We start from the raw sequence: 12,976 nt of genomic DNA, 5'->3' as shown, positions 1-12,976 counted from the left end.
TCCACTTCCCGAACCGAGAGGGGTGGACCCATGGCCGACCCACGCACGACCGCACGACAGGTGAAGGCGCCCATCGGGCAGTACGGCGGCGGCTTCATGCTCTCGCGCGAGGCCAAGGCGCTGTGCGAGAAGCTCGGTCTCGGCGCCCGCGAGCTGTACTTCCGCGGGCGCTGCGGCGTCCTCGGCGAGTGCGCGGCCGACGTCGTCACCTCGGTCGCGGTCTTCTTCCCGCCGGCCCACGTCGAGGAGAGCTGGAACGGCGGGCGCAAGCTGCCCGCCGAGGAGGCGGTCGAGCTCTACGCCGGGGTCTGCCACGCGTGGGGGCGGCGCAAGCTCGGCGAACACGACGGCTGCGCCCGGATCGCCGAACTGCTCGAACGGGTCGTCGCGCGGGCCCCCTCGCCCGGCGCGCCGCTGTTCGCCGGGTGGCGCGCCGTCCCCCTGCCCGACGACCCGCCCGCGCGGGCCGCGCAGCTCATGCACGTCGTACGCGAGCTGCGCGGCGGCCTGCACGCCAACGCGGTGATCGCGGCGGGCATGAGCCCGCTGGAGGCGATGCTCGCCCGAGCGCACGACGGATCGCCCTTCGGGCACGTGACCGGGGAGACGATGGCGAGATTCTTCCAGTGGCCCGAGCCGTATCCCGAGCCGACGCCCGAGCTCGTCGCCCGCCGGGCAGCGGTGGAGGACGCCACGGACGAACTCCTGGCACCGGTTTTTTCGGTGCTTAACGAGGATGAATCGGACGAGCTCATCGAGCTTCTGCGTTTTGGGCAGGGTCATTGACCTGGCAGACTGGCATGCCATGGACGTGGACATCTGGGCCTGGGTCGGCGACACCCAGCAGCAGCTTTCCGAGGCGGGCAACGTGGGCCTCGCCATGGCGCTGGGAGACCTCCCCGCACAGGCCTACGAGGGCCGTTACCCGCAGCTCGACGTCATGGCCCCGGCCATCGCGCAGCAGGCGGAGACCCTGGAGCTGCCCTGGCTGGAGTTCTACGCCCGCTACTGGCACCTGATCGGCCGCGTCGGCGACCGCGCCCAGGGCGCGGTCGCGATCGGCGACGCGGAGCAGCTTCTCGCGTTCGCCCAGCGCGAAGACGTCCGCGACTGCCCGGCCGCCCCGGCGGCGGTCGAGGCGCTCGCGCTCGCCTGGGCCAACGCCGACGGCCCGGGCTACGCGGCCCTGCGCCTGGAGAAGCTCGGCCCGGCCATCGAGGCCGCCGACCCGGCCGACCCGGTCTACACCGGCCTGGTCACGCAGTACGTCTCGGCCCTGACCGACGCCGGCCGGGCCGGCGAGGCCGTCACCTACGCCGAGTCCGCCGTCGAGCGGCTGGTCGCCGCCGGCCGCCAGGCGAGCTGGGAGCTGGGCGCCGAGAGCGCCCGCGCGCTGCTGGCCGCCGGCCGCGCCGAGGACGCGCTCAGCGCCCTGCAGGCCGCGGCCGACTTCCAGGCCGACGACCCGGTGGCCAAGGCGCAGCGCGACGGCGTGCGCCGCGCGCTCATCCTCGCCACGCTGGGCCGGGTCGCCGAGGCCGTCGACGCGCTGCCCGACCTCGACGTCGTGGGCGAGCACCCGCGCTCCTGGGTCGAGTGGACCCGCGCGGTCAGCCTGCTGGCCGGCTCGTCCCAGATCACCAACACCTGGCAGCTCGGCCGCGTGATCCGCCAGTGGATCGACTACTTCGGCATGATGGGCGGCTACCGCGCCCGCGTCGAGCTGGCCCTGGTCGCCGGCGACCTGGCCATCGCCCGGCAGGGCGTGTGGCAGGCCCGGCTGCTGGCCGACCTCGCCGAGTCCGGCATGGGCGAGCTGCGCGACAGCACCGGCCTGGCCGAGCGCGTCGCGGCGCTGCGCGCCGCCGCCGACGCCACCCCCGAGCCGCCCGCGCCCGGCCCGGTCGCCGAGCGCGTCGCCTACTTCGACGCCGCCGACGGCCACAACGCCGACCCCGAGCGCTGGGCCGGCTGGCTGTCCCCGCTGTCCGGTCAGGACCTCGAGACCACCCGCCGGCACACCACCACGCTCGGCTACCTCGGCTACCCCGCCACGGGCGCCGACATCTACTGGAAGCTGCTCGTGGACGAGGGCGACGTCGCCTCCGCCGACGCCGACGACATCGCCTACCTGACCACCCTGCTCGTCGAGGCCCGCCAGGACGAGCGGCTGGAGCAGATGGCCGCGCTCCTCCCGCACGACCAGCAGCACCTCACGCTGGCCCGCCTGCACATGGCGCGCGAGCGCTGGCAGCAGGCGCTGGAGGAGGCCGAGCACGCCGTCGCGGCGGGCGCCGGCCTGGAGGCCCGGCGCATCGTCGGCGCCGCGGCCCAGCAGCTCGACGACAACGCCAAGGGCGCCCAGGCGCTGCTCGAGATCCTCGACGAGCTCACCGAGGAGGACACCTGGCGCATGATCGTCATGGCGACCTCCGCCGAGGACTGGGACACCGTGCGCAAGGGCGCGGCCAAGATCGGCATGCCGATCAAGTCCACGTCGGGGCCGATCGAGGAGGAGATGGGCCTCATCCGGGTCATCCTCCCGGCGCCCGACGGCGGCCAGCGCCAGGTGCTGTCCATCCGCACCGGCCCGGCCACCGCCCGCCTCGCCCTGCCGCAGCCGCGCGGCATGGACTACAACGCGGGCGACCTCGTCGTGTTCGACCCGCAGCTCCTGGAGCCGGTGCCGGAGGACCCGCAGGAGGCGCAGAACTTCGTGCCGCCGTTCGCCGCGGTGCGCATCCTGCGGCCCGGCGGCTACACCAGCTACTTCTTCGACGGCGCCGCGCCGGCCGAGGACGACTGGGCCGACTTCACCGAGACCATGGCCGAGCGCGGCTGGCCGATGTGGGTCTACAGCGACGAGAACTACACGGTCACCCACCCCACCAGCGGCGAGGCGCTGCCCGGCGTCTTCGGCTGGGTGGCGGTGCCCCCGGGCGTGTCGGCGGTCGAGGTCGACGCCCTGCTCGACGACGCCACCGAGCGCTGGTCGCACCCGCTGGCCTGGCTCGACCTGGCCCGCGAGGTGAACGTCGAGGTCGAGCGGCACGAGCGCATAGTGAAGGAGTACGGCCTCTGACCGAGGCCGACGGAGTGTGGCCTCTGAGCGAGGCCGACGGAGTGTGGCCTCTGAGCGAGGCCAGTGGAGTGCGGCCTCTGAGCGAGGCCGCGGACGTCGCGCCCTGCGGAGGGTGATCCGCGGGATCACGCCGGTGGGGCGCGACGGTGTGATCCGCCGGGTGGCTCCGGTGGATCACCTGATAGCTTGCGCTGCGGATCGGAGCGGGCCCGGACGCGCCCCGGGACCGCTCCGGCGCCGTACACCACGCGCGGGCGCGTCTGCCCGCGCGGCACACGTGGAGGGGACCATGCAGGACATCGACAGGCTGGCCGCGGTCATCCGCGACGAGCGGCCCTGGGGCGGCTTCGAGCGGTTCACGCTCAACGAGCCGTCCACCGTCAAGATCATCGAGGTCCTGCCCGGGGAGCGGCTGAGCCTCCAGCGGCACGAGCACCGCGACGAGCTGTGGGTGGCGCTCGACCCGGGCTGCGTGTTCGAGGTCGACGGGCAGCGCGTGGAGCCCGAGGTGGGCGAGCGCATCCTGATCCGGCGCGGGCAGACCCACCGGCTGAGCTCCTCCGGCCCGGCCACCCGCATCCTGGAGATCGCGTTCGGCCACTTCGACGAGGACGACATCGAGCGCCTCGAGGACGCCTACGGGCGTTCCTGACACCCCGTGGCCCTGCCCGGCTGTCTTCCTTCTTCGGTCGTCGCGTGATCCGGTGGCGGCTGCGTAATAAGAACCCGGAGGGCGCGGGGTAGGCCGGCCGCGTCTCGTCGTCGCGGGCTGCTGCGTCGCAGGCCGTGGTCTGGTCGGCGAACCCGCCGAACGCGGCCGGACCGACCTCACCGTCGCACAGCAGGGCCGCCTCCACACCGCCGGAGACCCCGGCCCGCACGCCCGCGCCCTGCTCTTCCCGGCCAGGCCGTCCCCGGCGGTGCCCGAGTTCGCCTGCGGCGTCACCTGCCGCGGCGGGCTGGGCCGCGGCCGGGGCGAGAGCGGTGGACGGCCACACTTCGACCGGGTCGGCGAGGCGGAGGCCGCCTCCTGCGAGCGCCGGACCGGCCTGCCGCACCGTCACGGCCGCGTTGGAGCGAGGGGCTGCGGGGCGGAGATCGTCTCCTGCGCATGCCGGAGCGGCCTGCTCCACCAGCACGGCCGCGTTGGAGCGAGGGGCTGCGGGGCGGAGATCGTCTCCTGCGCATGCCGGAGCGGCCTGCTCCACCAGCACGGCCGCGTCGGAGCGAGGGCCCGCGGGGCGGAACTCGTCTCCTGCGAGCGCCGGACCGGCCTGCCGTCCCAGTACGGCCGGGTCGGAGCGCGGGGCTACGCGGCCGCGCCGCTCGCCGCCGACCTGTGCGCGGGGTTGTGGCGACTGGGCGGCCTCGAGCGCTGCGCGGAATGGTGCCTGCTGGCCGGACTGGAGCGACGCGTGCCGGCACGGCTGCTCCTCGAAGACGAGTGCTCTGCGCGATCGGGCCTGCCGCTCGCTTGACAGCGATGCACGCCTGCGCGACTGCTCGGCCCTGAGCGGCTGGCGTGGCTCTAGCGATGAGGCGGCCACGAGCGGCCGGCGTGGCTCTAGCGATGAGGCGGCCCTGAGCGGCCGGCGTGGCTCTAGCGATGAGGCGGCCCTGAGCGGCTGCGGTGGTTGTGGCGACTGGGCGGCCTCGAGCGCTGCGCGGAATGGTGCCTGCTGGTCGGTCGCGCGCGGGTGCTGGGCGGGCTCTACTCGTCCGGCGGCCGGGGCGCGGCGGTGGGGGCGAGCCGTGAAGTGTGGGCACGTGGCGCGGACCAGCGCGGAGTGCGGGGAAGTCAGGAGCGGCTCGTCCCGTGGCGCCGAGGGGGCGGCCTGGGGGCGGTGCGGGGGAGGGGTTCGGCGAGCGTGCCTGAGGCCGTGGCCGAGCGGCTCGTGGCGGGTGACCCCCCGGTCGGCCCGCACGAGTGTGAGATCGATCGCGTCGATAAGGTCCGGCCGGCGCCGCGCTTCGCCGAGCAGCCCGGCCTGGGGAACCTCGCCGACGTGTACGACGTCCTCCACCTTCCCCAGGGTATGGACGCTTCCCCGCCACCGCGAGCCGCCCCCTCCCCTTCGCGCCGGCGCCCGGCGGGGGCTTTGCCCTGGTCGGCGCGCGTCACCGCCTGGTACACCGCGTACCTGATGAAATGGCACCTCAGCGCCATGGCGGGATACTTGGGTGATTAAGGGTAATTTCTCTACCTAGGCTTTACACCATTCTGAAGTCTGGGGGAGTGGACGTGCGGGTTCGGGCTGGTCTGGCTGGATTAGCGGCGGTGGTGGCGCTCGCCGGATGTGGGGGCCTGGAGGCCCGGACGGGGGCGGACACCGGCACCTCGTCCTCGTCGTCCAAGTCCGACAAGATCGACGTCGGAGAGGCGCGGAAGAAGCTCGGAAAGCTGGAGGTCAAGGGCCGGGCGCCGCGGACGGGCTTCGAACGGGACAAGTTCGGGCCCGCGTGGGCGGACGTCGACCGCAACGGTTGCGACACGCGCAACGACATCCTGAAGCGCGACCTGCGCGACGAGAAGTTCAAGGCCGGCACGCACGACTGCATCGTGCTCAGCGGCGTCCTGGACGACCCCTACAGCGGGAAGACGATCCAGTTCAAGCGCGGCCAGGACACCAGCACGGACGTGCAGATCGACCACCTGGTGCCGCTGTCCGACGCCTGGCAGAAGGGCGCCCAGCAGTGGACGGCCGCCAAGCGCAAGGAGTTCGCGAACGACCCGCTCAACCTGCTCGCGGTGGACGGCCCGCTGAACGGCCAGAAGAGCGACTCCGACGCCGCCACCTGGCTGCCGCCGCGCAAGGCGTACCGGTGTGCCTACATCGCCCGGCAGATCGAGGTGAAGGCGAAGTACGGCGTGTGGGTCACGAGCGGCGAGAAGGACGCCATGCAGGGCATCCTGTCCTCCTGCTGAGCCCTCCTCCCGCCCGCTGAGCCCCTCCTCCCTCTTGCTGAGCCCCCCTCCCGCCTGCTGAGTCTCCCTCCCGCTTGCGGAGTCCGGCTCCGGCCTGCGGGGTCCGGCTCCGGCCTGCGGGGTCCGGCTCCGGCGTGCGGGGTCCGGCTCCGGTCTGCGGGGTGCGTTCCGGCCTGCTGGGTCTCGCTCCCGTTCGAGACGCCCTCCGGCCGGTCGGCCGGAGGGCGGCGGGTCACGTGGCGGGGGTTCGGCGCCGGAGCGGAGGCGTCCGGTCAGTCGCCGTCGTCGTCTCAGTTGCCGTCGTCGTCGTGGTCGTCGTCCCGGTCGTCGCGGCCGTCGTTGTCGTCCCGGTGGTCGTCGTCGGCCTTGTTGGACAGGACCTTGCCGGTGGTGGCGTCGATGTCCAGGTCGCTGCGCGTGTCGCCCTTGACGACGTCGACGTCCCAGACGTCCTTGCCGTCGTCGTCCCGGTCGAGCGACAGGTGCGCGACCCAGCCGCCCGGCACCTCCTTCTCCGCGATCTTGAGCGCCTGCTCGGCGAGCACCTTGGGTGCGGAGGGGGCCGCGACGGAGACGGCCCGGTCCCGGGCTCCCTCCTCGGAGGTGGCGGCCGCCGCCAGCGCGTAGCTCCCGCCCGCGATGGACAGCACGACACCGGTACCGACGATCATGAATCTCTTCGTGAGCTGCATGTCCTCAGGTAAGCGCGGCGAGCGGTAAGCCGGCGCTAAGCCGCGGTTATGGACTTTTTAGCGCCGTACGCGGTTGGACCCCGGACGGCGCTCTCAGGCCGTCTCCTCCCCGGCGTCCGCCGGGGCGCGCAGCTCGGCCAGGTCCACGATCTCCTGGAGCTGGTCGAGCTGGTAGTAGCCCGTGCCGAGGGCGTGGCCGTGCCGGGTGACCCGGTACCAGACCTCGCCCGGCCGGGCCGCGGGCTCGATCATGCGCGCGAACAGCCAGTGGACCGTGTCCACGCGCAGTTCGACCGGCTCCACCCGGAGCCCGTCCGGCCCGACCAGGTACGGCGTCATCCCCCCGGTGTACCGCGTGGGCACCCGACGACGCCAGCCGCACACCCTGTCCGCCCACCCTGTCCGTCCACCAGGCCCCTCGTCTCACCCCGTGACCGCCCGCCAGGGTCCGTGCCGCTCGACGGCGCCGGACTCAACCGGCGCCCAGGACCACCTCGACGACCGCGCCGCCGTCCGGGCCGCGCGAGATCCCGAGGGAGCCGCCCGACGACTCCGCCGTACGGCAGGCGATGTCGAGCCCGAGCCCGGTCGAGCCGCCTCCGCTGTCGCCCCGCCTGAGCAGCGCCGGCTCGAACCCCGGCCCCTGGTCGGCCACCACCAGCACCACCCCCTCCGGGCGCGGCCCGAGCCGCACGGACAGGGCCGCGCCCTCGGGCGTGTGCGCGAAGATGTTGCCCAGCAGCGCGTCCACGCACGCCGCGAGGTCCTGCGCGCCCACCGCCACCGGCAGGGCCGTCGCGGGCACGGACACCTCGACCTCGCGCCCCTGGTCCTCGGCCAGCACCGACCAGAACCGCACCCGCTCCCGCACCACGGCCGCCGCGTCGCACGTCTCCCGCCCGGCCGAGCGGCGGCGCGCCCCGGTGATGACCGCGCTCACCGCCCGCTCCAGCGCGTCCACGCGGGCCCCCAGCCGGGCCGCCTCCTCGGGGTCGCGCAGCGACTCGGCGTCCAGCCGCAGCGCCGTCAGCGGCGTGCGCAGCCGGTGCGACAGGTCCGCCACCGACTCGCGCTCGGCCGTGAGCAGGTCGCCGATCCGCCCGGCCAGGTGGTTGAGCGCGAGCGCCACCGACCGCACCTCCGGCGGCCCGCCTGGCTCGGCCCGCGCCTCCAGGTCGCCGCCCGCCAGCCGGTGCGACACGCGGGCCAGCCCGTCCACCGGCCGCGTCACCGCGAGCGCGAGCCGGTCGGCCAGCAGGATGCCGAGCACCACCAGCGCCAGCCCGAGGCCCGCCAGCGCGCCCCACGCCTCGCGCACCCCGCGCGTCAGCTCGTCCTCGCTCACGAACACCCGGGTCACGACCGTGCCCTGCGGCGACTGGGCCGCGGCCAGCACCTCCCTGCCGCCCGGCGCCTCCGCCGTCACGCTGCGGCCCGTCGCCGCCAGCCGTACCGCCTCGGAGCGCGGGGCGGGGGCGCCCAGGGTGCGCCCGTCCGGCAGGAACACCGTGACCGGCAGCTCCACGCGCTCCACCGCCAGCGGCAGGTCGTCGGTGCCGGCCGCGACGCCGACCGACGCCGCCGCGCCCGTGGCGCGGCTCATCGCGCCGTTCTCGGCCACGGCGCGGATGAGCAGCGCCATCGGCACCAGCAGCGCGATGAGCACCACCGACGTGGTGGCCGCCACCAGCAGCGCGAGCCAGCGCCTCACGACGGATCGACCAGCTTCACCCCGACCCCGCGCACCGTGTGCAGGTAGCGGGGCTCGGAGGCGGTCTCGCCGAGCTTCCTGCGCAGCCACGACAGGTGGACGTCCACGGTCTTGTCGGCGCCGCCGTACGGGAGCTGCCACACCTCCGTCAGGAGCTGCCGCTTGGTCACCACCTCGCCCGGCCGGGCGGCGAGGTAGTGCAGCACGTCGAACTCGCGCGGCGTCAGGTCCAGCGGCGCGCCGTCGAGCGTGGCGGCGCGCCCCCGCGGGTCCACGCTGAGGCCGCCGACGCGCAGCGCGGCGGGCGCGGGCTCGCCGGCGCGCCGCAGCACGGCCCTGACCCGCGCGTCGAGCTGCGCCGCGCTGAACGGCTTGACCACGTAGTCGTCGGCGCCCGCGTCGAGCACCGGCACCATCTCGGCGTCGCCGTCGCGGGCCGTCGCCACGATGACCGGCACCCGGCTCACCGCGCGCAGCATGCGCAGCAGCTCCACGCCGTCGAGGTCGGGCAGCCCGAGGTCGAGGACCACCAGGTCGGGCCGGTCCTCGACGGCCAGCCGCAGCCCCTCGAACGCGGTGGAGGAGGAGGAGACGGCGTGGCCCAGGTCGCGCAGCCCGCGGCTGAGCGCGGTCCGGATCGCCCCGTCGTCCTCGATGAGCAGGATGTCAGCCATATGAGGAAACCGTAGACGGTGCGGACGGGTGGCCCGGCTCTCTTATCCTCGCGTTAACGGCGGCTTAGCGGCGGACGGGGGAAGCTGGGGCGGTGAAGAGGTACGTCGTGGCGTGGGCCGCCACCGCGGCTGCCGCGACCGGCGCCGCCGTGGCGGTGCTCGGCCTGCTGGGCGGCTCCCTGACGGCCGGTTCCGGGCGGGTGCTCGACCGGGACGACGTGCGGGCCGCGCTGGCCTCCGCGACCGCGCGCCCCCACCCCACGGGGACCGGCATCCCCGCCCCCTCGCCGGACACGCCCGCGTCTTCGCCGGCCACCCCCGAGCCTTCGCCGGGCACCTCCGCTCCGGCGGCGGGCGGGCGGCTCCTCCAGACGGCCGGCGGCACGGTCATCGCCTCCTGCGAGGGCGACCGGGTACGGCTGCGCTCCTGGAGCCCGGCGCAGGGCTTCTCCGTGGACGGCGTCGAGCCCGGTCCCGCGCTCCGCGCCAAGGTCGAGTTCGAGCCGGAGGAGGGCGAGGAGGTCGAGGTGACGATCGTCTGCTCCGGCGGCCGGCCCGTGAGCCTGCCCAGGCAGAAGTGACCGCGGCCCGCCGTCTCGTGGGGTGAGACGACGGGCCGCGGTCACCTGAGATCGGCCGCCCGCCCCAGGCGCGGGCGGCCGTCGAAGGTCAGCCGCAGTGCTCGAAGGGACTGGTGTAGGTGGACGACCCGGCGCTGCCGCCCCACTTGACGCACTTGCCGGACGCGCTGGCCTTGGCCGGGCCCGCGTAGTAGTCGAACTTGCCGCTGTCGGTGACGCGGGCCTTGCCCTTCACTTCCAGGAAGGCGCTGGTGGTGGTCTTGGCGCCGAGCGACGTCTTCTTGATCGTCGCCACGCAGTTCTGGCCGTTGCCGCTGTTGTAGGTGAGGTAGACGGTGCCGGCCGTGCCGAGCGCCTGCTGGTCGATCACCTTGAAGCCGCTGCCGCACACGGAGGCCGCGGTGTGCGGGTTGCCCGGGGTGCTGCCCCCGCCGCCGCAGTTCTTGGAGGTCAGCGTCTGGTTCGGGTAGCCGAAGGTGACGCCGTTGAAGACGGCCTTCTGGATGTTCGACGGGTAGCTGCTGCCCTTGCGGATCTCGAAGTGCAGGTGCGGGCTGATGTTGTTGCCCGGCTTGCTGGTCTTGCCGACCGTGCCGATCTTCTGGCCCTGGGAGACCTTGGCGCCGGCCGAGACGGCGCGCGAGTTCAGGTGCGCGTAGAAGGACGTGTAGCCGCCACCGTGGTCGATCTTGACGAGGTTGCCGTAGCCGTTGGTCGAGCCCTGGTGGGCCGAGATGACCACGGTGCCCGCCGCCGCGGCCACCACGGTGTCGCCGAGGTCGGCGTCGGCCGTGCTGCCCCGGTTCCAGTCGATCTCATAGGACCGGTGGGCGCTGCTGTTGCTGGAGTTGCCGGTCCACGACTGGCCGCAGGGGAAGGGAAGCTGGAACTTCGGCGCCGCCAGGGTGGCCGCGAAGGGGACGTTCACCTCGTCCGCCGGGTCGCCGCCCTCGCCCTCGTCCTCGGCGGGCGACGTCGCCGTCGCGGTGGGAGTGGGTGTGGGCGTGGTGGTCGCCGTCGGCGCCCAGACCGTGCTGGCTGACGCGGCGGCCTGGCCCGATGCAAGGCCGATTAACAGGGCGAAGCCCACCGTGAGCATCCCTTTGGATCTCATGCGAATTCCTTCCACGGACGCCGGGGACGGGTCCCGCACGGCGCCCGAGCTGTGTTGGCTCTGTCGAAACGCGCTTGCTGGGGACCAAGATTGCGGATCGCCCGTACAGAGAACGTCCAGAAAATCGCACAAGACCCGCGAACCCGCCCCTGACCGGCGGGAACGGCGTCGGAAACCGGCGATGCCGAGGCCGGCGACCCCCTCAGGACCGCGCGCCGAGCGCCGTCTTCGTCTCCTCCGCCTGCCGCCTGATCCCGCCGAGCACGATCGGGTTGACGCCCTTGTCCTCGAACAGCGCCACCATCCGGTCCAGCACGGCGCCGGCCCGGCCGAGGTCGCCCTGCCGGGCCTCGGCCCTGGCCAGCCGGCGCATCACCATGTTGAGCGTGATGTTGTCGATGAGCCCGCCCGACGCGGCCTCGCGGGCCACGGCCGAAAGCTGTTCGACCCCCTGCTTGGGGTCCGGGGGGCGGACCCGCAGCCGCTTGCCGGCCGTGATCGCCTTGAACTCCCGCTCGGCGTTGAGTCCCTTGACCATCCGGGCGTACACCGTGAGGGGGTGCCCGCCGTACCGGTCGATCAGCTCGTCCAGCGCCTCGTTGCCGGCGCGCAGCTCCGGCGAGTCGGAGCCGAGCAGCGAGAACAGCTTGCCCTGCTCCTCGCCGAGCATCAGCTCGGCGACCCGGTGGTCGTCGGCGCCGGCCGGGTAGCGCACCCGCACCAGGCACGGGTCGGAGACGATGCGCGAGCCGTCGGCGGCGATGTACTGGCCGCGCACGAGGTACTCGCCGGGCTGCTGGAAGTAGTGGCCGTCGCGGCCGTGCCCCACGTACGCGCTGCGGTACAGGGCCGGGTTGCCCGGGTCGAGCCGCACCTCGGCGGAGTCGTCCACGCAGTGGCGCATCATCGGCCGGTACAGGACGGTGCGCCCGCCCGGCCGGGTGATGGCGATCTGCGTGAACTCGGTGTCGGGGTGCAGGTGGCCGTGGGTGACGCGGGGCTCGCCGGTGTACGACAGCTTCAGCTCCACCACGACCGGTTCGCCGAAGCCGAACCGCTCCTTGGCCCGCACCTCCAGCCGCAGCCCCGACAGGTCCTCCACCGGCCGTTCGAACGGCGCGATCTCGGCCGCGCCGGTGCCGAAGGCGTTGGCGCCCATCGCGACGTCACGGTAGAAGCCGTGCCGCAGGTGCACGAGCTCGGCGTCGGTGAACTGGAACGGGAACGCCGCCCAGTAGCCCGGTTCGCCGCCGGGACGGTAGTTCTGGACGTAGTTCATCCACGACAGGTCGCCGAAGCCGCCGTCGGGGCCGAGCGGCTGCGGCGGGGCGGCCAGGTTCTTCTGCCAGGAGTGCAGCAGGTTGAAGGCGTGCCCGAGCTCGTGGACGTACGTGCGCAGCTGCGCCCGCTGGGCCTGCGGCGTGTCGCCCTTGATCGCGTCGTAGAACACGGCCGAGCCCTGCCGCTGGTGGGCGTCGTCGTAGTCGAACATGATGCCGCGGTAGCCGCCCACGTGCCGGCCGGCCACCAGCAGCCACACGCGCCAGGCCGGCGCGTCGGCGAACAGGCTGAACTGCTGCGTCATCGCGTGGTGCAGCTCGGCGTCGTCCCAGGCCAGGTCGGCGCCGGAGCCGTCGGCCGGGATGACGCCCGGCTCGGCCACGGTCAGCCCGATCCCGGCCTCGGCGTAGGCGGCGGCCACGCTCAGCTCGCGGGGCGGGCACCCGGCGGGCGTCGGCAGGGCCGAGGTCGCGTAGGAGGCGAACGGCACCGTCCCGGCGACCGAGTCGACCTCCAGCAGCACCTGCCGGAAGTGGGGCGAGGCGAACGCCACCGGGTAGACGTGACCGGCCACCTCGGCGGTGCCGGAGCCGCCGGTCAGCGTGACGGTGACGTCCTTGGCGGGCGTTTCGAAGGTGAACGCGCCCCGGCCCGCGATGCGCGCCTCGTCGCCCTCGGCCCGGACCGTGGGGGAGTGGACCACGAACGAGCCGGCGTACGTGGTGGTCGAGCCCGCCACGGAGAACAGGTCGCCGCTGACCCGGCCGGTGGGCCGCGCGCCGTCCACGTCGACCCGGAGCTCCAGCCGCGATCCGCCGTCCTGACCCTGATACAGCCCGCTGATCATGGCAGCTCCCTGGGAACCGATGGGGTACACCGGGGAGACTTCTCCCGGCGGGGGCCGCTGTCAACGAC

The 12,976-nt window shown here is 73.9% G+C and carries 12 protein-coding genes; 6 read left to right on the top strand and 6 right to left on the bottom strand.

Going from position 1 to position 12,976, the window contains the following annotated elements:
• Window positions 1–30: 30 nt before the first annotated feature.
• From HT134_RS09640 to HT134_RS09620, 5 genes are all read left to right on the top strand, one after another.
• Window positions 31–786, top strand: a complete 756-nt coding sequence (locus tag HT134_RS09640; protein WP_246363604.1) for an SCO6745 family protein — start codon at window positions 31–33, stop codon at window positions 784–786.
• 19 nt (window positions 787–805) lie between these two features.
• A complete protein-coding gene (locus HT134_RS09635) occupies window positions 806–3,082 on the top strand; it encodes a tetratricopeptide repeat protein (RefSeq protein ID WP_175599782.1) in 2,277 nt (758 codons plus the stop codon).
• Between the two features lie 289 nt (window positions 3,083–3,371).
• Complete coding sequence (locus tag HT134_RS09630) at window positions 3,372–3,734, top strand: phosphomannose isomerase type II C-terminal cupin domain (RefSeq protein WP_175599781.1); 363 nt, start codon at window positions 3,372–3,374, stop codon at window positions 3,732–3,734.
• A gap of 268 nt (window positions 3,735–4,002) precedes the next feature.
• On the top strand, window positions 4,003–4,560 hold the full coding sequence (locus HT134_RS09625; RefSeq protein ID WP_175599780.1) for a hypothetical protein: 558 nt from the start codon (window positions 4,003–4,005) through the stop codon (window positions 4,558–4,560).
• A gap of 764 nt (window positions 4,561–5,324) precedes the next feature.
• Entirely contained in the window at window positions 5,325–6,008 is a 684-nt protein-coding gene (locus HT134_RS09620) for an HNH endonuclease family protein (protein ID WP_312888047.1), read from the top strand.
• A gap of 290 nt (window positions 6,009–6,298) precedes the next feature.
• Here the strand turns inward: HT134_RS09620 and HT134_RS09615 are convergent, their stop codons facing one another.
• The 4 genes from HT134_RS09615 to HT134_RS09600 form a co-directional block, all read right to left on the bottom strand.
• Window positions 6,299–6,679, bottom strand: coding sequence for a PepSY domain-containing protein (locus HT134_RS09615; protein ID WP_175599779.1), 381 nt, complete (start codon window positions 6,677–6,679; stop codon window positions 6,299–6,301).
• 114 nt (window positions 6,680–6,793) lie between these two features.
• Window positions 6,794–7,039 carry a hypothetical protein gene (locus tag HT134_RS09610; protein WP_175599778.1) on the bottom strand — a complete coding sequence of 82 codons (246 nt, stop codon included), beginning with the start codon at window positions 7,037–7,039 and terminating at the stop codon, window positions 6,794–6,796.
• 133 nt (window positions 7,040–7,172) lie between these two features.
• Window positions 7,173–8,411, bottom strand: coding sequence for a sensor histidine kinase (locus HT134_RS09605; protein WP_175599777.1), 1,239 nt, complete (start codon window positions 8,409–8,411; stop codon window positions 7,173–7,175).
• On the bottom strand, window positions 8,408–9,085 hold the full coding sequence (locus tag HT134_RS09600; RefSeq protein ID WP_175599776.1) for a response regulator transcription factor: 678 nt from the start codon (window positions 9,083–9,085) through the stop codon (window positions 8,408–8,410). The genes HT134_RS09605 and HT134_RS09600 overlap by 4 nt, the downstream gene beginning before the upstream one ends.
• A gap of 92 nt (window positions 9,086–9,177) precedes the next feature.
• Between HT134_RS09600 and HT134_RS09595 the strand changes: the two genes are divergently transcribed.
• On the top strand, window positions 9,178–9,666 hold the full coding sequence (locus HT134_RS09595; protein ID WP_175599775.1) for a hypothetical protein: 489 nt from the start codon (window positions 9,178–9,180) through the stop codon (window positions 9,664–9,666).
• Window positions 9,667–9,754: 88 nt separating this feature from the next.
• Here HT134_RS09595 and HT134_RS09590 read toward each other — a convergent pair whose 3' ends face one another.
• Window positions 9,755–10,780 (bottom strand): M23 family metallopeptidase, encoded by a 1,026-nt coding sequence (locus HT134_RS09590; protein ID WP_175599774.1) that lies wholly within the window; start codon window positions 10,778–10,780, stop codon window positions 9,755–9,757.
• A 202-nt stretch (window positions 10,781–10,982) separates the two neighbouring features.
• Entirely contained in the window at window positions 10,983–12,908 is a 1,926-nt protein-coding gene (locus tag HT134_RS09585) for a zinc metalloprotease (RefSeq protein WP_175599773.1), read from the bottom strand.
• Between the last annotated feature and the right edge of the window lie 68 nt (window positions 12,909–12,976).

The sequence above is a fragment of the Nonomuraea rhodomycinica genome, assembly GCF_013363995.1.
Classification (GTDB): Bacteria; Actinomycetota; Actinomycetes; order Streptosporangiales; family Streptosporangiaceae; genus Nonomuraea; species Nonomuraea rhodomycinica.
This window is presented reverse-complemented; position numbering and strand designations above follow the sequence as displayed.